The 23,127-nt window shown below is 52.7% G+C and carries 13 protein-coding genes; all 13 read left to right on the top strand.

The window, feature by feature from the left end:
* Positions 1-77: 77 nt before the first annotated feature.
* The 13 genes from GA565_RS13580 (at position 78) to cobA (ending at position 23,105) form a co-directional block, all read left to right on the top strand.
* Positions 78-5,096, top strand: a complete 5,019-nt coding sequence (locus GA565_RS13580) for an SET domain-containing protein (RefSeq protein WP_152198894.1) — start codon at positions 78-80, stop codon at positions 5,094-5,096.
* Between the two features lie 201 nt (positions 5,097-5,297).
* Positions 5,298-6,866: an ABC transporter substrate-binding protein gene (locus GA565_RS13575; protein ID WP_152198893.1), complete on the top strand. Its 1,569-nt coding sequence runs from the start codon at positions 5,298-5,300 to the stop codon at positions 6,864-6,866.
* Complete coding sequence (locus GA565_RS13570; protein ID WP_152198892.1) at positions 6,866-7,918, top strand: ABC transporter permease; 1,053 nt, start codon at positions 6,866-6,868, stop codon at positions 7,916-7,918. Before GA565_RS13575 ends, GA565_RS13570 begins: the two co-directional genes overlap by 1 nt.
* A gap of 9 nt (positions 7,919-7,927) precedes the next feature.
* Positions 7,928-8,794, top strand: coding sequence for an ABC transporter permease (locus GA565_RS13565; protein ID WP_152198891.1), 867 nt, complete (start codon positions 7,928-7,930; stop codon positions 8,792-8,794).
* Positions 8,784-9,674 (top strand): ABC transporter ATP-binding protein, encoded by an 891-nt coding sequence (locus GA565_RS13560; protein ID WP_370518050.1) that lies wholly within the window; start codon positions 8,784-8,786, stop codon positions 9,672-9,674. The genes GA565_RS13565 and GA565_RS13560 overlap by 11 nt, the downstream gene beginning before the upstream one ends.
* Positions 9,671-10,357, top strand: a complete 687-nt coding sequence (locus GA565_RS13555) for an ABC transporter ATP-binding protein (protein WP_084982813.1) — start codon at positions 9,671-9,673, stop codon at positions 10,355-10,357. Before GA565_RS13560 ends, GA565_RS13555 begins: the two co-directional genes overlap by 4 nt.
* A 386-nt stretch (positions 10,358-10,743) precedes the next feature.
* Positions 10,744-12,027, top strand: coding sequence for a nitrate regulatory protein (locus GA565_RS13550; RefSeq protein WP_055779831.1), 1,284 nt, complete (start codon positions 10,744-10,746; stop codon positions 12,025-12,027).
* Positions 12,028-12,326: 299 nt separating this feature from the next.
* Positions 12,327-13,574 (top strand): CmpA/NrtA family ABC transporter substrate-binding protein, encoded by a 1,248-nt coding sequence (locus tag GA565_RS13545; protein WP_055779828.1) that lies wholly within the window; start codon positions 12,327-12,329, stop codon positions 13,572-13,574.
* A 111-nt stretch (positions 13,575-13,685) separates the two neighbouring features.
* On the top strand, positions 13,686-14,528 hold the full coding sequence (ntrB, locus tag GA565_RS13540) for a nitrate ABC transporter permease (RefSeq protein ID WP_152201497.1): 843 nt from the start codon (positions 13,686-13,688) through the stop codon (positions 14,526-14,528).
* 9 nt (positions 14,529-14,537) lie between these two features.
* Entirely contained in the window at positions 14,538-15,335 is a 798-nt protein-coding gene (locus tag GA565_RS13535; RefSeq protein WP_055779822.1) for an ABC transporter ATP-binding protein, read from the top strand.
* A gap of 20 nt (positions 15,336-15,355) precedes the next feature.
* The gene (nirB, locus tag GA565_RS13530) at positions 15,356-19,558 is read left to right on the top strand and encodes a nitrite reductase large subunit NirB (protein ID WP_152198890.1); all 4,203 of its coding nucleotides are present in this window, start codon (positions 15,356-15,358) and stop codon (positions 19,556-19,558) included.
* On the top strand, positions 19,555-22,263 hold the full coding sequence (locus tag GA565_RS13525; RefSeq protein ID WP_152198889.1) for a nitrate reductase: 2,709 nt from the start codon (positions 19,555-19,557) through the stop codon (positions 22,261-22,263). The genes nirB and GA565_RS13525 overlap by 4 nt, the downstream gene beginning before the upstream one ends.
* Positions 22,260-23,105, top strand: coding sequence for a uroporphyrinogen-III C-methyltransferase (gene cobA / locus GA565_RS13520; RefSeq protein ID WP_152198888.1), 846 nt, complete (start codon positions 22,260-22,262; stop codon positions 23,103-23,105). Before GA565_RS13525 ends, cobA begins: the two co-directional genes overlap by 4 nt.
* Positions 23,106-23,127: the final 22 nt, after the last annotated feature.

Raw genomic sequence — 23,127 nt, 5'->3', positions numbered from 1 at the left:
TTAATGCGCGTCCACATGGTGCCTTATTTAATTAGCGTATTAATAACATATTAATGAATTGTAATTCAGGAGTATAAATGAGCGATTTATCGGTATTTACCGGCGTTGAAAGATCTGCATCTTACCTGCCATCTTTGCCAGGGTTATCCACGACCAATTCAGCAAGGATATCTTTCTCCAGACAGTCTTTCTTAAATAATGTAAGTAGAGTAGAGGCGAGCGCTGCAACTCCAGTCTCTTATTCGGTAAAGTTAGGAGAGCAAAGCACCACATATGGACTTTCCAAGACCCAAAAGACCGTGGTAGACAATGTTCTTAGGCAGTCAGTCAAGCCAGAATTAACCACAGCGCAAAAAGAATTGTTAGACAAAATAATTAACCCTATGGACTGTAGTACTGACCGAGATAAAGCCAGCATCGTTTGGCTAGATAATGAAAGGCAGTTGAAGCAAGCAGGAGTGGGTCGAAAGCATTTTGCCAAGTTTTGCAACGTCAAATTTGATAGTCTTTCTAAAAGCATTACTCGGGAGTTACAGTCCCGAGTGGTACTTAACGCAGCACAGCAGCAGTATATTGAAAACATTATTGCTAAAAAAAACTGCACGGGGAGTTTAGAAAAAACACTGCAGGTCTGGTTGAATAATAAGGCCGAATTTGAAAGGGAGAATATAACACCAGGATCTTTTGCCGTACAAAGTAAGGTTAGTCTACACTCATTTTTTAATTATTTGTATGAAAAAGAACAAGTTAATGAAGTTCTTTCTCCTGAGCAGGAAGAGCTTATTCAGTGTATTATTAATGAATACGGCATTTCAAGGGGTTTAGATAATGCTGCGTGGATAATGATAAACTTCAAGGATGAGTTTATTGCCTCAGGAATTTCAAGGCCGATATTTGCCCATAAATACGGTGTTGTGTTGAGAGTTGTCAATACTAATTTAAGTCGATTAAATAATAAAAACCCGCGAGGGGATGATTCACATGATGCTGAATCGCACGGTTTTCCTTCATCGATGCCACAATTAACCACTTTTAAAAAGAAGGTTTTCAACAACTTCTTGCAACAGCGGGAAGTTAGGATAAAAAAAATAATACAAGATGAAGGATGCATTGAAAATGCCGTCAAAGCTGCCGCCGTATGGTTAAAGTACAAAGATGCATTTATACGTCAAAAAATCAAGCAAGATGTATTTAGCGATTACTGTCATATTGGCTTGAAAAATCTTAGTTATCAGGTAGGTAAAATATCCTTCATTAAAAAGAAAAACGTGAGTCTGAATGAGAAACAGCAAATACTTATCAATACTTTATTTCACGAAACGGGCTGTCAGGATAGTATTACCCTTGCGGCTCGGGTTTGGAACGATAGAGGAATAGAGTTAGAGAAAGCAGGAATTAAACAAAGTACTTATTCTAGCTTATGCGGGTTTCATCCAGGCTATTTATCTAAAAACATTCTTATTGAAACTAAAGTTGCGGTTGAGCTTTCTCAGGATAATAAAACATTTTTAGAGAGCCTCATCTTATCTACGGGGTGTAAGAAAGATATCACTAAATCTGCCAGAGTCTGGATGGATAATGCAACTCGTTTGGCGGGTCGGGGGATTAATCAAATAAGCTTTGTCTCTGCGTGTGAACTCAAGGTGCAGTCATTTAACCAAGCGGTTATTCAATATAAGAAGATACAAGCTTCTCTCGACGCGACTCAGCAAGCGCTATTACAGCGTATTATTGACTCAAGAAAAATAGCAAAGGCCAAAAAGAAAGAGACTGCTCTTGCTCTTGCTGTAACCGCGTGGCTTGACTGTGAGCAAGAACTTACTGGCGCAAATATTAATCAAACCGTATTTGCCTCCGCGTGTAAAGTAAAACCAACCTCCCTGAGGCGTAACGTTTTACATGAAAAAAAGGTACATGCCGAACTCACGAACACGCAACGAAATTTAATTGATAATATAATATGCGCGGAAAAGTGCTTGAATAATGTAGTCAAAGCATCCTGCGCCTGGTTGAATAATCAGACGATCCTTAATGAATTAAGGATTACACTAGAATCTTTCGCCAGTAAATCCAACGTCCCCCCGAAGTCGTTAGAATGGTTAGTTCGCTGCGAGCGTCAGGCGAGAATAGCGCTATCTACCGAGCAAAAAAATGTAATTGACGCTATTATTGAAAATACGCATTGCAGAGTAAACTCCGAACTTGCTACAACGGTTTGGCTTACAAATCGGGTGAAGTTTGAAGAAGCAAAAATTCACAAGTTAACTTTTGCCAGACGCTGTGAAGTCGACATAACGACATTTATTTCCGCGGTAAGCTATAAGATTAAAAAGTCCCGCCTTCAGCTTGCTGCAAAGCAGATGTTTTCGCCTGCCATAACCATTAAAACCGAACCCACTAGGGTTGAACAGACCATTGATGAGATAACACTCGACGACGCTGGGCAGGTGGCAAACGTCGCCAATAGCGATACTTTGCGACTGACCCATCGACCATTATTAGACAACAGCCTGCCTATTGTTCACTCTGTGACTGACCCTCATAAAAGCCTCACCCTGCAGACCTTGGGCCTTAGCTCTCTCGAACAAATAAATACGATTAAAGTGACAGGCTGGGGCGGAATGCACGCCGTTTTTAACACCCTGCATGTTGAGAAGGCTAAACGCCTTAAAAATACTTTACTGTCGGAAGTGCGGCGTCAGATTGTCCATGAAACGACGCAGGCAGAGAGAATGCATAAGCTGATGGTCAGCCGGGGGACGCACCGTCAGGCACCTGACAGCGATGAAATAATCAATTTGGGGATGGGTGTGCTGAATCCTGGACCCGATCCCGTTGCCGCCTACACAGTGCTAGGTATTTATGCCGGTGAATTAGTCAACGCTGAAAATTTAAAAAAAATAGTGCGAAAAAGAGGCACTGCAAACAGTTATTCCCACAGTTGGGCGACACGTACAGAAAAAATAATCGTTGATGCCTATCAAAGTGGCAATGTCCTGAGCAATATCAATACAGGTTGTTTACCGAATACACCTGAACTGGCAGAAAATAATGTGGCCTCGGTTCAGATTGGCAACAGACTTAATGCTTATATAACGATAAGGGATGTGGCGCCTGGTGAGGAATATTTTGTCTCTTATGGCGTAGTGTATGATCCAGGTTTTGACGTTGACGTTGCAAAAAAAAAGGAACGACTGCTAAAACTTTATAAAGAGAATATTGAAATCCTGACATTGATGGAGGTGACAGGAATACATTTGTCGCAATATTATGGTGTGGATATTATGTCCGATGCTGAGCGTGCGCAGAATATTAATCAGAATTCGATACGGTGGAAAATATCACGCAAAGAGGTCAAGAGTTGGCTTGATACCCATCCCTTATTAGATGTAATTATTAAACAGGAGCCGGTAGAGGATAATATCGGCACCACCGAGCCTGTGTTTATTTATGTGCCACCTGTCGCTAAGCGCTCAAGGCTCCAAACCCCCCCAAGTTTTCGGTTGACAGCACCTGATGCAGCGCTGTTAACGCCGTCATTGAGTGACTCATTCTTAACAACGCCTATACAGCTTGCCTCAATTTATGCAACGCTGCTGTCAGCGGCCAGACTAGCAAAGCAATTCCCTGATGCAGCAGTAAAGCATGTAGAAATGAATGCTAACATTGGAGCCAGGCTCGCGAGCATTAGCGACTATAATGCAGCTGTCGATGCTGCATTGTCGTATTACATTGAGCTAATGCAATTATTGTTCGACCTAGGCGCAATATCCTCTAAAGATGTATACAGAAATATGTTGACCGAGACGGGGGGGAATACATCGCTTGGCACCCGCTCCCTGACGCTTATTAACCGCGAGCAGCATCAAACTACCCATAAGTTCTTTAAGCTACTGTTGGCCGCGGGTGAGCGGGCGAAGTCACACCAACCCTTCCGGGACTTTCTGCAAAGCAAAAAAAACGATGCTGCACATTCCATGATTATAATGCAGTCAGAGAGGGACGGTTTTAACCGCTTAAAACACGCTGCAATTGAAGACTGGTTCAAACATCCTCGCGCATTATCCAATCAGGCTGTAAGGATTGTGCAACAACTTCAAGGTTCAAACCTGTTACCGAAAAATAGTGAACTGAAGAAATTATTAAAATCTCAAACATATGATTTGAAATGTAAGAACACCGATGAAGCCATAAAGCCGAAGGCTGCTACAGAAACCGGCCTGCTTCATGCGAAGCTGATTGCGGCAATGCCCCAGTTTATATTGGCGGTGGAAACTGAATTTAATCGAATTGAGCAGCTGAATATCGCCAGAGCAACCTGTAGCGATATTGCGAGAAGGGCGAAAAGTGTAGCGGGAAAAGAGCCAAGTCATAAATTTTTTGACCTCTTTGACAATATTGCGGGGGTTAGCGCTGGCTTTCAGTGGGCCAATCAGGCCTCCCGCCGGACATCAGAGCTAAAGGATCGTCTTTTTGAGCACAGTGAAAGCGTGAGAAGGCAGGCGATGAACGCGCCTGAGAACGTTCAGCCGCAGTCGATTAACGTAATACAGGCACTTTTTACCGGGATTTTATCGCGGGTGGCAGAATCGGAAGAACAGATGCGTCTTGAAACAGTGCGGCCGTACAGTGCCGAGGGGGCAATTCCAGTTAAACCCGCTCAGCATAAAAATACCACTAATCAGCACATTATCAGGGATGACGACTGCGAGATGGCAGAGCTTACTCAGCAGCTGCGGTCCCTCGTTGTCGTGGATAGAGAGCTTGAGATGTTGAACCGGGATGCCAATAAAACGGCTGTTCTCGAAAACAGATTGGCTGAACTAAAGGGACAGCATAACGAAGCGAACTCCTCAAAAATTACCGAGCAACTTCAGAAAGTGCTCGATACTGTGCTGCTCACGCCAACCTGCAACAGCGCAGAGCAAGAGCTTATTCGATTGAATTATAAGAGCAGGGTGATTGAACTGGAAATTAATGATATTAAGACTAAAGAAATTCGAAATAATTTATCCAGATTGCAGGTGTTTAACCGTCAGCAGCAGGCTATAAGTAAGAAAGCGCAAGTCGTTGAACGGCGGATATTGCCCGATTAAGGCAGCCATACGTTTCGCAGGCGTTGGGGAGTAAAGATTTATCAGTCGAACCTGACCGGTTTGACTAACTTATAACCATTTGCATCACTTTATGCAAAAATTGAATAACGTTAGAGCGCAAATGACTTTATTGTCTCTTCATATCTCCCATACACTCCCAAAATCATTAGCAACTTCGCTAAGTTATAAGAGCGTTTATAAATGAAAAAAATAATTCCTTCCGTTCTTTTTGCAGCCATGGCTGCTACTTTTTCCGTACAGGCGGCGACACCGGCCAATACTCTGGTTATTGCTCAGTCTCTGGACGACGCGTCCAGCTTTGACCCAGCTCAGGGTTTTGAACTGACCACTGTGCAGGCGTTTAACAATATCTATCAGCGTTTAATCCAGTCTGACCCGAACAACCCTATCGATTTGAAGCCGACACTGGCTCTTTCATGGCAGGCGGGCAGTGACGGCAAAAGTGTGACCTTTGCCCTGAACCCGAAGGCGACCTTCGCCAGCGGTAATCCGTTGACGGCAGATGACGTGATTTATTCACTCGCGCGTGTGGTGAAACTTAACCTTGAGCCTTCCTTTATTCTGACCCAATTGGGTTGGAGCGCTAAAAACGTTGATGGCTTCCTGACCAAGATCGATGCACAACACGTTAAAATCAGCTGGACCGAAAACGTAAGCCCGAACTTCGTGCTAAGCCTGCTTTCTGCGCCGGTTTCTTCTATCGTTGACTCCAAATTGGTGTCACAAAACGCCAAAGGTGACGACTTCGGCCATCAGTGGCTGAGTGACCACTCCGCAGGCAGCGGTCCGTATCAAATTCGCACCTATGTGCCGCATCAGGTGCTGGTGCTGCAGGCTAACCCGAGTTCGCCTGGCGGCGCGCCAAAAATTCCTACCGTGCTGATTAAAAATGTGCCCGATGCCGCCGCGCGACGTCTGCTCATTGAGCAGGGCGACGCAGATATGGCACGCAACCTCGGTGCTGACCAAATGGCAGGCCTTGAAGGCAAACCGGGCGTTAAACCGCTGGCCGTGCCTTATGCCTCTCTTTATTTCCTTTATTTCAATGTTAAGGCTTCTCCAGCGCTCGGTAATCCGGCCTTCTGGGAAGCGTCGCGCTACCTGTTTGACTATGAGCACATTGCCAAAGACCTGCTTAAGGGCCAGTTCCAGGTGCATCAGGCGTTCCTGCCGGACGGTTATTTAGGCGCATTGAACGACAATCCGTACAAGTTTGACCCGGCCAAGGCAAAAGAAATTCTGGCAAAAGCCGGTTTGAAGGATGTGAGCTTCACCATTGCGGTGACCAACCAGCCACCGTACCTCGACATTGCCCAGGCATTGCAGGCGAGCTTTGCTCAGGGCGGCGTGACCGTTAAGCTGGAGCCGGGCGTGAGCTCGCAAATTTCGCTGAAAGTGAAATCACACAACTACGACGCAACGCTCTCCTCGTGGGGCCCGGACTACTTTGACCCTAACACTAACGCGGCGGCCTTTGCCTATAACCCGGAAGATGGCAGCAATACGCTGGCGTGGCGCGCCAACTGGAGCATTCCAGAACTTAGTAAGCTGACGCTGGCAGCGACTGCCGAAAACGACAAGGCCAAGCGCGTAGCAGATTATCGCCAGCTGCAGTTGGCGGTGCAGAAAAGTTCTCCGTTTGTGATTGGCCTGCAGGCGCGCAGCCTGATTGCCGTACGTGACAACATTAAAGGCTACGTACAGGGCATTAACCCTGACATGGTGTTCTACAGCAAGGTCACCAAGTAATGATAGACAGTACTCCCCCGGTCGGGCTGTTCCGACAGGGTTGGCGTTGGTCGGGCCGCCTGGTAGGCGGCCTTGTTTCGTTAATGCTGACTCTGCTTGGGCTGCTGGCCTTTACCTTTGCGCTTTCTCATTTAGCGCCGCTCGACCCGACGTTGCAGATTGCCGGTGACCACGCCAGCGAAGCAACCTATGCGCAGGTGCGCAAAGATTTAGGGCTAGATAAACCGATGCCGGTTCAGTTTTGGCACTATTTACAGCATCTGGCGCACGGCGATATGGGCATGTCGAGCATTACCGGTCAGCCGGTGGCTACCGATCTGATGCATACTTTCCCGGCCACCATTGAGCTGGCAACCTGCGCGATTATTCTCGGCGCGGCGCTGGGCATAACGCTGGCGCTGCTTTCCGTTTATAAACCAGGCAGTTGGATTGATAACGTGGTGCGGCTGGTGTCGTTGCTGGGCTATTCGGTGCCGATTTTTTGGCTCAGCCTGCTTGGATTACTGCTGTTTTACGCCGTACTGCACTGGGCCGGAGGTCCGGGCAGGCTTGATGACGCCTATCTTTACACCCTGGAACCGCGCACCGGCTTTGTGCTGATTGACACCTGGCTGTCTGGCGATCGCGAGATGTTTTTCAACGCCATTAAGCACATGTGGCTGCCGGTTACTGTACTGGCTCTGCTGTCAATGGCCGGTATTACCCGCCTACTGCGCGCCTCTATGCTGGGCGAAATGAACAAAGAGTACGTGATCCTCGCCCGTTCAAAAGGCGCAGGTCGCGCACGCGTGCTGCTGTGTCATGTGTTTCCCAACGTGTTGGGTACGCTTATCACTGTGCTGAGCCTCTCCTATGCCAGCCTGCTTGAAGGTGCGGTGCTGACAGAAACCGTCTTTGCCTGGCCCGGCGTGGGTCGTTATCTCACCACCGCGCTGTTTGCCTCCGATACGCCGGCAATTTTAGGCTCGACGCTGCTGATTGGCACCTGTTTTGTTCTGCTGAATGCGTTGGCTGATGCGCTGACTTATTTACTCGATCCGCGAACCCGGTAAGCACTTTTTATGACACAACTCATTCCTGAACAACCGACCCAGGTGCGGGTAACGCCCAGCAGAGGACCGCGTCGACTGACTACGCTTTCTCTCGGCACCACGCTGGCGATTATTCTGCTGTTGGCCGCGCTGTTTGCGCCGTGGCTGGCGCCGTTTGACCCCAACATTCAGCATATCGAAATCCGCCTGATGCCACCTTCTGCCGAACACTGGCTAGGCACTGACGGTTTTGGCCGAGATCTGCTTTCACGGGTTATTTTTGGTGCCAGACCTACGTTGCTGCTCGTGTCGCTGATTTTGCTGCTGACCATTCCTTTTGGCCTGCTGGTGGGCATTAGCGCCGGCTATCTTGGTGGCTGGGTGGAGCGTATTCTGATGCGTTTCACCGACATTGTACTGTCATTGCCCAGTCTGGTGATGGCGTTGGCGCTGGTGGCGATTCTTGGCCCAGGTCTGATGAACGGCGCGCTGGCGCTGGCGTTTACTAGTTGGCCGCCGTTCGCCAGACAGGCCCGCGCCGAGACCTTGGCGCTGCGCCGCAGTGACTATCTGGCCGCTGCCCGTATGCAAGGCATTGGCGGTTTTCGCCTGATGTTTGGCCACATTTTACCGCTGTGTCTGCCAAGCGCGGTGGTACGTGCCGCACTGAGCCTCGGTGGCATAATTCTGTCTTCCGCCGGACTCGGATTTTTGGGGATGGGCATACAGCCGCCAACCGCAGAATGGGGCTCAATGGTAGCCGAAGGCAGTAAAGTTATCTTTGACCAATGGTGGGTGGCCGCCGCGCCGGGCGGGGCGATTCTGTTCGCTAGCCTGGCGTTTAACCTGTTAGGCGATGGCCTGCGCGATAAAATGGATACCCGTCATGGCGATTGAATCTACGGCAATTAATGGCGCAGGCGATGCATCCAACCTGCTGATGGCCAAAGACCTGACCGTTTACGTGCCGGGCCCGCAGCCGATTGAGCTGGTTAAATCCATTTCATTTAGCGTGGGCCAGCAGCGGGTGGCGCTGGTGGGCGAGTCAGGTTCAGGCAAGTCGATGACCGCAAGGGCGTTGATGGGGCTGTTGCCGTCGCCGTGCGAGATGCAGGCCAGTCAACTTACACTCGGTGGGCAAGACCTGACGCATTTAAAACAGCGCGAATGGAATCAGCTGCGCGGCAACCGTATTGCCATGGTAATGCAGGACCCGAAACACGCGCTTAATCCGGCCATGTCGATTGGCAAGCAGGTGGAAGAACCGCTGCGCCTGCACGGAAAATTCAGCCGCAGCGAGCTTAAAGAACAGCGCCTCGACATGCTCAACGCCGTCGGCCTGCCGCATCCTGCACAGCTCAGCAAGTTCTATCCGCACCAGCTCTCGGGCGGCATGGGGCAACGTGTCATGCTGGCGATTGCGCTGATAAATCACCCTCAGTGGCTGATAGCCGACGAACCGACATCGGCATTGGACTTTGAAATGCGTGAGCAGGTGTTGAAATTGATAGAACGTCTGGTTGACGAACGTAATATGGGTCTGCTGCTAATAAGCCACGATTTACAGCAAGTTGCGCAATATACCGAGCAGGTGATGGTGATGTATAAAGGGCAGATTGTTGACCGCCTCGCGTCGGACCAGCTGGCGCACTCGACCCATCCTTACACCCATACCCTCTGGTCGTGTCGCCCGAGCAGGGCTACGCGTGGCGAGGTGCTGCCTGTGCTGGACCGTGAGTTACTGGCTAAACTCGGCGGTGAGAGGGGGCAGTCATGAGTCAGGAAATTATCGCCCAGCTGCACCAGCTCAGTGTCTCCCATCGTCAAGGTTACGACGTCAAAACGGTAGTGCACGACGTTGATTTGACCATCACGCAGGGCGAATGCTTTGGTCTTGTCGGGCCTTCAGGCTGCGGCAAATCTTCACTGCTGTGGGTGTTGGCCGGTCTTAACACTCAGTGGAGTGGCAATATGTCGTTGCTGGGTCACCGTTTGACACCGGGCAAACCGTTTACCGGCTCGCTGCGCCGCGAAGTGCAAATGGTGTTTCAGGACCCCTATGCTTCTCTGCATCCAAAACACAAACTGCTGCGTACGCTGAGTGAACCGTTGAAACTGCTCAAAGAGCAGGACATCGAACAGAAAGTCGCTGAAGGTTTCCGGCAGGTGGGGTTAGACCCCGCGCTTATCCACCGCTATCCGCATCAGCTTTCCGGCGGCCAGCGTCAGCGCGTGGCTATTGTCAGGGCGCTGCTGCTCAAACCCAAGTTGCTGTTACTCGACGAGCCGACCTCGGCGCTGGATATGTCCGTTCAGGCAGAAATCCTCAACCTGCTTAACGAACTGAAGGCCGCCGGTGACCTGACGATGATTCTGGTGAGCCACGACGCCGACGTCATCGACCACATGTGTGATCGTCACGTGACGATGGCGAAAGGCTTTGTGCTTGGCGAAGCGTAATTAACATTGATGCCCCTTGGTCATAACTGAGGGGCATCAATGTTTAAGTTTAGTGACTATAAAACAGTTAATCTGTTATACCCAGAGTATTACCCTCTGTAGTGAGTCTACGTGTAAGGAGATAAACGTAAAACCAAACTCGACGCTAAATTTTTACTGAAATCACTCGCCGCGTTTCAAACGATTCCCCCGCAGTGCCACGTTTTACATATTCACTCTCCCTTAAGTCAATTTATAAAGCGATGCTAACCATGCCGATTATTCATTTCGTAAACCCTAAAAGTAGGGGTTTTATTTTAGAGATAACTGCATCTTATAAAGTCTACCTCGGCACACTTCTTGCTTAGCCCTTAACATTGTTAAGCTTATTTGGACCCATTTTACCGATGACTATTTCTGCCCTGGACTTTGTATTGGCTTCTAAAAACAGTGAAATACTCTGCCTGCGGCAACTCCTGCAAATGGGAGAATTGGTGGGCGTGGTGAGCCAGCTTATCCACGTGCTGCAGCGTGAGCGAGGAACGGCCAACATTTTTCTCTGTTCAGAGGGGCAATATTTTGGTGACCGCTTAGGAGAAAGGGCTTCTCAAGTTCAGTTGGCCCAGCAGCTTTTAGCCGCCAAGTTAGGCGAGCTTGACCAAAGCGGCCAGTTTATGGGCAATGCTTCACGACTGTTTAGCCGCATCGCCACCGTGTTGCATAGCCTCAGCATCTTGCCAGCGCTGCGCCAGCAGATTGCAGCGCGCGCAATAGGTCAACCAGAGGCCATGAACGCTTACTGCGACGTGATCCACAGCCATCTCTCGCTGGTGTTTGAAGCCGTTGACACCTCGGCCGATCCGACTATTTCACGTGCGCTGCTGGCGATGTTCAGTTTTATGCAGGGCAAAGAGTTAGCGGGACAGGAACGGGCGTTGGGTGCCGCCGGTTTTGCTGCTCGCCATTTTGACGACGGTGCACACCAGCAACTGTTATCGATGATTGACGGGCAGGAGCGTTGCTTCCAGACCTTTACAGAATTCGCCGATGCGCGCTGTCTGGCGCTGTGGCAGCAGCAACAGACGTTAGACAGCAGTGAGTTTGAGCGTTTTCGCCGCATAGCCTGCACCCGCGCCAAACCGGTTGGCGAGCCGACCGACGTAGCATTACGCTGGTTTGACGTGACGACTGCCCGTATTGATGGCATGAAACGGATAGAAGACCGGCTTGAAGATGTGCTGATGGAATGCTGCAAGGTGCGTATTGCTCAGGCTGAACAGGCGCTGAGTCTTGGGCAGAAGAACATTGCCAGTCTCGAGCTGCCAATGGTGGGCCATCAGGCCCAATACGCGGTATTTATGGCGCAGTCCGCTGCTGCCGAGGGTCAACAGTATCAAACCGCTGGCCTGAATCCGCAGCTTGGGCGCTCAATAGTAGAGTTGGTTGAAGAGCAGTCTCGACAACTGCAGGCACTGGACGCCGAGCTGGCGGGATTACGCGCCTCGTTAAGCGAACGCAAACTCATCGAGCGAGCCAAAGGATTGTTAATGCAGCACCATGGGCTTAGCGAACAGCAGGCGCATAAAACGTTGCGCGATATGGCGATGAACCAAAACAAAAAGCTGGCCGAAATCGCCGAAGCGATGCTGGCGGTGGCGGATTTACTGGCCAAAAAGCCGAGTAATCCCTAAGGAGTAGTTGCACTGGCAGTGTGCCATCAGGTTGTGCAAAAGGTGTCAGACAGTGCAATAAAGGACCCGTTTGGAATTGCAGATTGCATAACTCACTGATTTACCATGGCTCTGCTGTTTAATGTAAGTTGGCACGTAAGCTGCATTATCTTTTACACAAGTACTAAGCCAATGGCGGCTTAGTCAGGATTACGGATAAAGGCGTCCGTTAGCGTTCAGGAAACTGAGCGCTAACAGGACGCTTTTTTTTTGCCTGAAATTTATTAGCCACTTTTGCTGTTACCCCATAAGGACCCGCAATGAACCAGAGAAAACAGGTGTCGCGTCGTCGATTTATCGCAGCAAGCGCGGCCTTGGGCGGCAGCATGATGCTGCCGGGATTAATGAACTCCGCGTGGGCGGCAGGGTCCGATGCGCCTGAGAAAAGGGAAATCCGCGTGGGCTTTATCCCGCTTACCGACTGTGCGTCGGTGATTATGGCGGCGGTTAAAAAGTTCGATGAAAAATACGGCATAAAAATTATTGCCAGCAAAGAGTCAAGCTGGGCGTCGGTGCGCGACAAACTGGTCTCGGGCGAGCTTGATGCAGCACACGTGCTCTATGGTCTGGTTTATGGACTACAGCTGGGCGTGGCGGGTCCGCAGCACGACATGGCAATGCTGATGGCGTTGAACAACAACGGTCAGGCGATAACCTTGTCGAATCAACTCAAACAAGCGGGTGTAACCGACGGGGCTTCGCTGAGTAAATATGTCGCGGCCAGCGCTAAGGGGACTTACACCTTTGCGCAAACTTTCCCGACTGGCACCCACGCCATGTGGCTTTACTACTGGCTGGCGAACTATGGTATTCATCCGTTTAACGACGTGCGCAACGTGGTGGTGCCACCGCCGCAGATGGTGGTGAATATGAAGATTGGCAACATGAGCGGCTACTGCGTGGGGGAGCCGTGGAACCAGCGCGCCATCCTCGATGACATTGGCTTTACCGCCGCAACTACGCAGGATATTTGGCCCGATCATCCTGAAAAAATTCTCGGTACTACCGCCAGCTGGGTCGCAGCTAATCCTAATGCGGCCCGCGCCCTGACCGCCGCCGTGCTCGATGCCTCGCGATGGATTGACACCTCGGACGCCAACCGCATCGAAACGGCGCAAACCGTCGCCGCCCGCGCCTATATCAATACCTCAGTTGAAACCCTTCAGGGTCGCATGCTCGGTGACTATGAAAACGGACTAGGCAAAAAATGGAAAGACAGCCACAGCATGCGCTTTTTCCATGACGGGCAGGTCAACTATCCCTATCTCTCCGACGGAATGTGGTTCCTCACCCAGCACAAGCGCTGGGGATTGCTAGACAAAGATCCCGACTATTTATCGGTGGCAAAGAAGATCAACCGCATTGACGTTTACAAGCAGGCTGCCACGGCGGTCGGGGGCATTAATTTACCGCCGAGTGATATGCGCAGCAGCACGCTGTTTGACGGAAAAATCTGGGACGGCAGCAAGCCTGCCGAGTACGCCAACAGTTTTGCCATGAAACGCTAGGAGAAAAGCCTAATGAGCAACCAACCTTTATTCGCCAACAGCACGCCACGTCCCCAAAGTGCCGAGATTATTCCCCTTGCTGGCGAGCCGGTCAGTGCCGACATCGTACCCATGAAAACTGCGACGGCGGGCGCGCAACTTCCGCCGACAAAACCGGGGTACCCCAGCAAATTCAGGGCGGCAGCCCGCCGTTTTATGCAACAGGCGATCCCGGGGCTGCTCGGCGTGGTGGTGCTGCTGGTGATTTGGCAAATTGCCGCGCTGAGCAGCAAAGGCTTTCCCACGCCGATAAAAACGTGGGAGGCGGCCAAAATTATCTTTGCCAGTCCGTTCTACATCGCCGGTCCCAATGATATGGGGATTGGCTGGAACATCCTCGCCTCACTCAAAAGGGTGGCTATCGGCTTTGGTCTTGCGGCACTGGTGGGGATCCCGACCGGATTTCTGATTGGCCGTTTTAGTTTCGTGGCCAGCATGCTCAATCCGATTATTTCACTGCTGCGCCCAGTGAGCCCATTGGCATGGTTGCCCATCGGTCTGCTGCTATTTCAGCGCGCTGAGCCGGCTTCGGCATGGACCATTTTCATCTGCTCGATTTGGCCGATGATCCTCAATACCGCCGAGGGGGTAATGCGTATTCCGCAGGACTACCTCAACGTTGCCCGGGTGCTCAAACTCGGTGAATTTACCGTGATGCGCAAAATCCTTTTTCCAGCGGTGCTGCCTTATATTCTCACCGGCGTGCGCCTGTCCATCGGCATCGCCTGGCTGGTTATCGTGGCCGCAGAGATGTTGACCGGCGGCGTGGGGATAGGTTTTTGGATCTGGAACGAATGGAACAACCTCAACGTTGAAAACATTATCATCGCCATTTTGCTTATTGGCGTGGTGGGAATGGTGCTGGAGCAGGGGCTGATGGCCATTGCTCGCCGCTTTAGCTACGACAACCGATAGGAGACTGCCATGAACAGTGAAAAAGCCATTATTCGGGTACAAAACGTCAGCCAAAGCTTCGCTACCGCAAAAGGCCCGTTTCTGGCGCTCGACAACGTCAGTTTCGATATTACCGAGGGTGAAACGCTGAGCCTGATTGGCCACTCGGGGTGCGGGAAATCAACCTTGCTCAACCTGATCGCCGGGCTGAGTCAGGCATCAGAAGGTGTGCTGCTGTGTGACAACCACGAGATTACCGGTCCCGGCCCCGAGCGTGGCGTAGTGTTTCAAAACCATTCGCTGCTGCCGTGGCTCAGCACTTACGACAACGTGGCGCTGGCGGTGCATCAGGTATTTAAACATCAAATGAGCAAGGCTGAAATGCACGACTGGATTGAGCACAACCTGGCACTGGTGCATATGAGCCACGCGATGGATAAACGGCCGGGTGAAATATCAGGCGGCATGAAGCAGCGGGTAGGCATTGCCCGTGCACTGGCGATGAAGCCCAAGGTGTTGCTGATGGACGAGCCTTTTGGCGCACTCGATGCTCTGACACGGGCGCACTTGCAGGATGCCGTGATGGAGATTCAGCAACGACTGCGCACCACTATTTTGCTGATAACCCATGACGTCGATGAAGCGGTACTGCTCTCGGACCGGGTGATGATGATGACTAACGGTCCGGCGGCCAAGGTGGGTGAAGTGCTCGATGTACAGTTGCCGCGACCGCGTTCGCGTCTGGCGCTGGCCAACGACCCGCTGTTTCATCAGTATCGCCAACAGGTACTGCAATTTCTGTACGAAAAACAGACGGCTGTGGCGTAGTCAACGGGCAGGGCATCACGATGGAAAAACCGACTTTGCTGGTGATTGGAAATGGGATGGCGGGAGTGCGTCTGGTCGAGCGAGTATGTCAGCTTGCACCCAATCGTTATCGCATTGTGGTCTTGGGTGAAGAGCCGCAAACCGCCTACAACCGCATTATGCTAACCCCGGTATTGGCAGGCGAGAAAGATTTTGCCGACATTATTACCCATGCACCGTCGTGGTATGAAAGTCACAATGTCACTTTTTTCAACGATTGTCGGGTTACCGACGTCATGCCCGAATGGCGTCAGGTAGCCTGTGGTACTCAGCTTTTTGATTATCACCATTTGGTGTTCGCGACCGGTTCCAGGCCCTTTATTCCCACGCTGCCGGGCAGCCACTTAGGCGGTATTCATGGTTTTCGCACCCAGCAAGACGTGGACGATATTTTATCCACGCAGCGGGTCCATCAGCCCGCTGTGGTCATAGGCGGTGGGGTGTTGGGCATCGAAGCGGCTGCCGCTTTGCAGCTTCGCGGCATGAAGGTCACGCTGGTGCATCGTGGCGCTCGTTTAATGGACCAACAGTTGGACGAACAGGCTGCACAGCGGCTGCAAAAGCTGCTTGAACAGCGCGGTATTCAGATTTTACTCAGGGCTGAAGCGGACGCTTACTCAGGAAATACTCAGGGGCAAGTGTGTGACGTCATCCTCAAAGACGGCCGCACGCTCGCCGCCGAAAGGGTGGTTGTTGCAGCAGGCGTACGGCCAGAGATTGCGCTGGCGCAGCGCGCCGGACTGTGGTGTGAGCGCGGCGTGATGGTTGACGCGCAAATGCGGACCTCAGATGCCTGTATTTCGGCAATTGGAGAGTGCTGCCAACTTGGCGAGATGACTTTTGGACTGGTTGCACCCTGCTGGCAGCAGGCGCAGATACTGGCCTGCAGGCTGGCCGACGTTGTCGCCGAGCCTTATACCGCGATCACTCTTCCTCTGCGATTGAAAGTGACCGGCATTGAGCTTTTCTGTGCTGGAGAGTTGAACGGCACAGCCGACGGTGGGCGTTATCAGGTGCAAAAGAGCTGGGATCCGCTGGCGGGGCACTATCGACGCCTGTTGCTGTGCGATAACCAGCTAAAAGGCGTACTGCTGCTCGGCGATGCCACCCAGGGCCCGCAGTATCTGTCGCAGCTAGACATACCCGCATTACCTTCTGCATTGCCCAGTGTGTTCAATCCTGATGGTGGCAACGCGAAGACCTCAGATGATAAAAAAATTCAGTTGCCGCAACAGGTAACCAGGAGCAAAACAATGTCAAAACCCGTATTAGTCGTCGCCGGTCACGGCATGGTCGGCCACCACTTTCTGCAACAGCTGGTTGAGCGCAACTTGCATCAGCAGTACCAGGTCATTGTGTTTGCCGAAGAGTCTACCCCCGCCTATGACCGCGTTCATTTATCCGAGTTTTTCTCAGGACGAACGGCCGAGTCGCTGTCGATGGTGGAGGCGGGTTTCTTCGAGCAAAGCGGTATTGAGCTGCGGTTGGCGCACGGCGTTGAGCATATTGATGCGAAACATCGATTTGTCGTTGACCGTCAGGGGCGTCAAACCGCCTACGATGTGCTAGTGCTGGCCACCGGCTCCTATCCTTTTGTTCCGCCGATCCCAGGCAATGACGGGCCGGGTTGTCTGGTCTATCGCACGCTTGATGATTTGGCGGCGATTAAAGCCTGCGCGGATAAAGGTCAGGTTGGCGTGGTGGTGGGGGGCGGGCTGCTGGGGCTTGAGGCGGCGAATGCGCTGACTCACCTGGGCCTGGAAACTCACGTCGTTGAGTTTGCACCGCGTCTAATGGGCGTGCAGCTTGATGAAGGGGGTGCCACCATGCTGCGGCAAAAAATCGAGGCGCTGGGCGTGCGGGTGCATACCGGTAAAGAGACGCGAGCCATCGTCAGCGGTGAGCAACATGATTACTGTATGGAATTCGCCGATGGCAGCAGGCTTGAAACTGACCTTGTGCTGTTTTCTGCCGGTATTCGCCCGCGCGACCAGCTGGCGCGCGACGGTGGGTTAGACGTTGGGCCACGCGGCGGCATTGTGATAGACGACACCTGTCGCACATCAGACCCCGCCATTTTTGCCATTGGCGAATGCGCGCTGTGGAATGGGCAGATTTTTGGTCTGGTGGCACCGGGATACCAGATGGCACGCACGCTGGCCGACACGTTGTTGGGCAGTGAGGTGGCGTTTAAAGGTGCAGACATGAGCACCAAATTGAAATTGTTAGGTGTGGAGGTGGCGTCTGTCGGTGACGCACATGGCCGCACCGCAGGCAGTCTGAGCTACAGTTGGGTCGACGGACCGGCTCAAGTGTATAAAAAAATCGTAGTATCGGAAGACCGTAAAAGGCTGCTAGGTGCCGTACTGGTCGGCGACAGCGGCGAATACAGCACGCTGCTACAAATGATGCTCAACAACATGCCGCTGCCGGTCAATCCCGAATCGTTGATTTTGCCTGCCAGTGAAGGCGGGTCGAAGCAGAGCCTCGGCGTTGCCGCGTTACCGGAAGGGGCGCAAATATGCTCCTGTTACAACGTCAGTAAAGGCGATATTTGTGCGGCGGTGCAGGGCGGATGTGCCGATATGGTGGCGATAAAAAGTTGTACCAAGGCGGCAACTGGCTGTGGCGGCTGCGCGGCCTTAACTAAACAAGTGATGGAATTTGCCCTGTCTGCGATGGGCGTCGAGGTTAAAAAAGACCTGTGCGAACACTTTGCTTACTCACGCCAGGAACTGTATCACCTGGTACGCGTGGGCAATGTTCGTACCTTTGAGGCGTTGATTGAAAAACACGGGCAGGGCAACGGTTGCGAGATTTGCAAACCGGCGGTCGGGTCTATTTTGGCGTCATGCTGGAATGATTACCTCCTAAAGCCGCAGCACTTACCCCTGCAGGACACTAACGACCGTTTTTTTGCCAATATCCAGAAAGACGGCACCTACTCAGTGGTGCCACGCGTGCCCGCCGGTGAAATTACGCCAGACGGGCTGATCGCCATTGGAGAGGTCGCCAAGCGCTATAGCCTTTACACCAAAATTACCGGCGGACAGCGCGTCGACCTGTTTGGCGCGCGGCTGGAACAACTGCCCGAGATTTGGCAGCAGTTGATTGATGCAGGTTTTGAAACCGGCCACGCCTATGGAAAGTCGCTGCGCACAGTCAAGTCCTGCGTAGGCTCAACCTGGTGTCGCTACGGCGTACAGGACTCAACGCGGTTGGCGCTGGAGCTGGAAAATCGTTACAAAGGTCTTCGCGCGCCGCATAAAATCAAGATGGCAGTTTCCGGCTGTACGCGGGAATGTGCCGAGGCGCAAAGTAAAGACGTAGGGGTGATTGCCACGGAAAAAGGCTGGAATTTGTTCGTCTGCGGCAATGGGGGAATGAAACCGCGCCATGCCGATTTACTGGCGCAGGACTTGAGTCGTGAGCAGTTGATCCGTACCGTTGACCGTTTTTTGATGTTTTATATCCGCACCGCCGACAGGTTGCAGCGCACTAGCACCTGGATGAACAATCTCGAAGGCGGTCTGGATTATCTCCGTGAGGTGGTGTTGGATGACAGCCTGCACATCGGTGCCGAGCTTGAGGCCGAAATGAACGCCGTAGTCGCCACCTACCAATGTGAGTGGCAGACCACGTTGGCCTCCCCGGAGCGTCTCGCACTGTTTACGCCGTTTGTGAACAGCCAGCAGCCGGATGAAGCGGTGATACACGTCACCGATCGTCAGCAGTGGCGACCCGCGAGCGGCAAAGAGCGCCTGGCCGCCGCGCAACAACAGCAGAGAATTTCGCCGATGATGGCGGCGGATGATTGGGTCGATGTTTGCGCGCTGAGTGCTATTCCTGCCAATGCGGGCGTAGCGGCAAGATTGGCTGATGCGCAGATTGCACTATTTCATTTGCCTTCGCATCCTCAGCAAGTGTTTGCCGTCAGTAATCTCGAGCCGGACAGCGATGCCAACGTGCTGGCGCGTGGATTGGTGGGCGATGTGAAAGGTGAGCCGATAGTTATTTCTCCGCTCTATAAACAGCGTTTTCGCCTGCAGGATGGCCGCAGCCTCGATGACCCACAGCTTTCCCTAAACTGGTGGCCGGTGCAGATAAAAGAGGGCCGGGTTTGGGTAGGTGCACAGCCGATGGCGCATTTGCCGGTCTGTGATGAATCCTTGGCCGAACTATGAAAAATTCTGCGGCTACCGACTCTGTCACCGCCTTGCAGGGCGTTGCGACAACCTGTGCCTACTGCGGCGTGGGCTGCGGGGTAAATATGCAGCGCAGTGACAGCGGTTTTTCGGCAACCGGCGATGTGTTACATCCGGCAAACGGCGGTCGGCTGTGTGTAAAAGGCAGCGCGCTGGGGGAAACGCTCAGTTTAAAGGGGCGTTTGCTGCATCCTGAAATTAACCGCCAGCCGGTAAGTTGGCCTCAGGCGCTCGACGCCGTAGCCAGCGGATTGCAAAAAATCATCACCGAATTTGGACCCCAGGCGGTGGCTTTTTATGGCTCGGGTCAGCTGTTGACGGAGGACTATTACGTCGCCAACAAGCTGATGAAAGGTTTTATTGGTGCCGGAAATATGGACACCAACTCACGTCTGTGCATGGCCTCGGCGGTGGTGGGGTATAAACGCGCCTTTGGTGCCGATGCTGTTCCCGGTAATTATCAGGATATTGAACTTGCCGACTGCGTGCTGCTGGTTGGGTCGAATACCGCCTGGGCGCATCCGGTGGTGTATCAACGGCTGGTGCAGGCCAAGAAAAATCGTCCTGAAATGCGTGTGGTCGTGATTGACCCCCGGCAAACGGCGACCTGCGATATTGCCGACCTGCATTTGCCGCTGCGACCCGGTTCCGACGCGGCACTGTTTAACGGTGCCCTCAATGCCATGGTCACGCGAGGCCGTATTGATGCCGATTTCGTCCGATTGCACACTGAGGGGAGCGAAGAAACGTTGTATGCGGCAGCGCAGTGGACCCTCGCGAATACCGCCGAATTCTGCGCACTTTCCGAAGCGCAGCTGCTGGCGTTTTATCATCTCTTGGCCGAGAGTGAAAACTGGGTGACGCTCTATTCGATGGGCATCAATCAGTCCAGCTCCGGCGTGGATAAATGCAATGCTATCATTAACCTGCATCTCGCCACCGGCACGATTGGTCGAGAGGGCTGCGGACCTTTCTCTCTCACTGGGCAGCCTAATGCAATGGGCGGGCGCGAGGTAGGCGGACTGGCGAACCAGTTGGCTGCGCACATGGGTTTTGATGAAAAGGAGGTTGACCTCGTCGGTCGTTTTTGGCGTAGTGACAATGTCACTAAAACGCCTGGTTTTAACGCCGTTGAGCTATTTCAGGCCATTGAAAAAGGGCAGGTAAAAGCGGTGTGGATAATGGGCACTAATCCGGTGGTGTCGCTGCCCGATGCCGACCGCGTTCGTGCCGGACTCGCTCGCTGCCCGCTGGTGATTGTCTCCGATATTATGCGAGATACCGACACCACTCGTGTGGCCAATATTTGCCTTCCGGCATTGGGATGGGGGGAAAAGAACGGCACGGTCACCAACTCCGAACGCTGCGTTTCACGGCAGAGAAGTTTTTTGCCCGCACCCGGCGAGGCCAAGGCAGACTGGTGGATCCTTTCACAGGTGGCGCAGCGCTTGGGTTTTGGCGAGGCGTTTAGCTATCAGCATCCGGCAGAGATTTTCCGCGAACACGCTGCTCTGTCGGGGTTTGAGAATCACGGTCAGCGTGCGTTTGATATCAGCGCATTGGCGCAGCTGAGCAACGAGCAATGGGATAACCTCCTGCCGCTGCAGTGGCCGATAAATGCCAATAGTCCCCACGGAACGGTGCGGCTGTTTACCCAAGGTGAATTTTATCATCCCGGCGGCAAAGCACGGTTTATACCCGTTACGCCGCGACTGGCGAATAATCAACCCTCGGCAGGTTATCCGCTGGTGATGAACACTGGCCGCGTGCGCGACCAGTGGCATACCATGACTCGCACCGGAAAATCAGCACGGCTGATGCAGCACATCAGCGAACCATATTGCCAGTTTCACCCCGATGACGTAGCAGGAACCAAAGCCGGTGACTTGCTGAGGGTCACATCCTCGCACGGCTGGCTGCTGCTGCGTGCGGTTCCCGATCCCTTACAGCCGCGCGGCAGCGTGTTTGTGCCCATGCATTGGAATGGCCAATTTAGCCAGCAGGCAAGGGTGGATGCGCTGATTGAGGCACACATTGACCCGCTTTCTGGCCAGCCTGAAAGTAAACAGATGCCGGTCAATGTTCGTCGGTGGCACGCCACGTTTCAGGCTGAACTGTTTATTCGTGAACCCGTAGCTTCGGGAGACTCAGCAGTGCGGGTGCCAGAAGTGGCCTACTGGAGCCGGATTACCCAGCCTGATATTGCGCACTTTGTGCTGGCCGACTCGTCGACGCCTATCGACTGGTATCGTTGGCTTGACGGACGCTATGGCCTTTCGGCGTTCAATTGTCAGTACGCTGATTTGGGTGAACGGGGATTTCATCTTCTCGCGTGGTCAGACGGCGAATTGGCGCTGGCTTTTTATGCCGACGCTGTCCTGCCTAATCTTGACCGACAGGCGGTAGTCGAAGCATTTTCTCTGCCGCCCAGCACTGCGGACGCGCGATTGTCACTGTTGGCTGGCGTGGCGGCCAGCGGCAAAGCGCCGACCGGTGCGATAATCTGCAGTTGTTTCGGCGTGGGTGAAGTACAAATCACGCAGGCGATGGCTGAGGGAGGTTGCAGCGTGCAACAGTTGGGCGACAGGCTCAAATGCGGCACCAACTGCGGGTCATGCCTCCCTGAACTTAAAAAGATACTTGCCGCGCAAACCCTTACTGTGCTGGCTGGAGAGTCAAAATGAACCCTTCTACGTATGCATTAAATCATCATCATATTGCTCAGATATTGACCCTTGACGGACAGCGTACTGCCGTGTGTGGCGGTGAAGTTTGGTTGGTTGGCGCGGGGCCGGGCGACGTTGAGCTGCTGACTCTCAAAGCGCTGCGGGTGATTCAGTGCGCCGAGGTTGTGGTTTACGACCGTCTGGTTTCTGCGCCAGTGATGGCGCTGATCCCGGCTGATGCACTGCGTATCGATGTAGGAAAAGCGCCGGGCAACCATCGGCTGGCACAGGAAGACATTAACCAACTGCTGGTAGATTTAGCGCTTTCAGGCCAGCGGGTGGTGCGTTTAAAGGGCGGCGATCCGTTTATTTTTGGTCGTGGAGGGGAAGAAATGGCGCACTGCCAGCGTCATAACGTGCCTTGTCATGCTGTGCCGGGTATTACTGCCGCAATGGGCTGCGCGGCTGCCAGCGGTATTCCCCTGACTCATCGAAGCTTGGCGCAGTCTGTGCGTTTTGTTACCGGTCACGGCGCACAGGGGGATCCGGATGTGGATTGGGCCTCGTTGGCGGTCGAACGACAGACACTGGTGTTTTACATGGGGCTTGCCAGCAGTGGCATGATAAGCCAGCGTTTAATCCAGCACGGGCTGTCTGCCAGTACGCCGGTGGCGATTATTGAGCGCGGCACTCAGCCCGAGCAGCGGGTGATTACCAGCGTGTTGGGAACGTTGGCTATGATGATTGAGCTTCATGCCGTCGAAACACCTGCGTTGTTGATCATTGGCGACGTGGTCACACTTTACCGCGAGGCTAACGTTATGCATTCAACTCTTACGCCACTTTTCTCAGCCGGGTAACAAGGGGAGTCAAACAGGCGAC

This window comes from Rouxiella sp. S1S-2, from assembly GCF_009208105.1.
In the GTDB taxonomy this organism is placed as follows: Bacteria; Pseudomonadota; Gammaproteobacteria; order Enterobacterales; family Enterobacteriaceae; genus Rouxiella.
Note: the sequence above shows the minus strand (reverse complement) of the source record. Positions and strands in the feature narration are given on the sequence as shown.

Coding starts and splice junctions, on each gene's coding strand:
- GA565_RS13555 (WP_084982813.1), top strand. CDS start 9,671: ATGAGTCAGGAAATTATCGCCCAGCTGCACCAGCTCAGTGTCTCCCAT.
- GA565_RS13565 (WP_152198891.1), top strand. CDS start 7,928: ATGACACAACTCATTCCTGAACAACCGACCCAGGTGCGGGTAACGCCC.
- ntrB (WP_152201497.1), top strand. CDS start 13,686: ATGAAAACTGCGACGGCGGGCGCGCAACTTCCGCCGACAAAACCGGGG.
- GA565_RS13525 (WP_152198889.1), top strand. CDS start 19,555: ATGAAAAATTCTGCGGCTACCGACTCTGTCACCGCCTTGCAGGGCGTT.
- GA565_RS13570 (WP_152198892.1), top strand. CDS start 6,866: ATGATAGACAGTACTCCCCCGGTCGGGCTGTTCCGACAGGGTTGGCGT.
- nirB (WP_152198890.1), top strand. CDS start 15,356: ATGGAAAAACCGACTTTGCTGGTGATTGGAAATGGGATGGCGGGAGTG.
- GA565_RS13545 (WP_055779828.1), top strand. CDS start 12,327: ATGAACCAGAGAAAACAGGTGTCGCGTCGTCGATTTATCGCAGCAAGC.
- GA565_RS13535 (WP_055779822.1), top strand. CDS start 14,538: ATGAACAGTGAAAAAGCCATTATTCGGGTACAAAACGTCAGCCAAAGC.
- GA565_RS13575 (WP_152198893.1), top strand. CDS start 5,298: ATGAAAAAAATAATTCCTTCCGTTCTTTTTGCAGCCATGGCTGCTACT.
- GA565_RS13550 (WP_055779831.1), top strand. CDS start 10,744: ATGACTATTTCTGCCCTGGACTTTGTATTGGCTTCTAAAAACAGTGAA.
- GA565_RS13580 (WP_152198894.1), top strand. CDS start 78: ATGAGCGATTTATCGGTATTTACCGGCGTTGAAAGATCTGCATCTTAC.
- GA565_RS13560 (WP_370518050.1), top strand. CDS start 8,784: ATGGCGATTGAATCTACGGCAATTAATGGCGCAGGCGATGCATCCAAC.
- cobA (WP_152198888.1), top strand. CDS start 22,260: ATGAACCCTTCTACGTATGCATTAAATCATCATCATATTGCTCAGATA.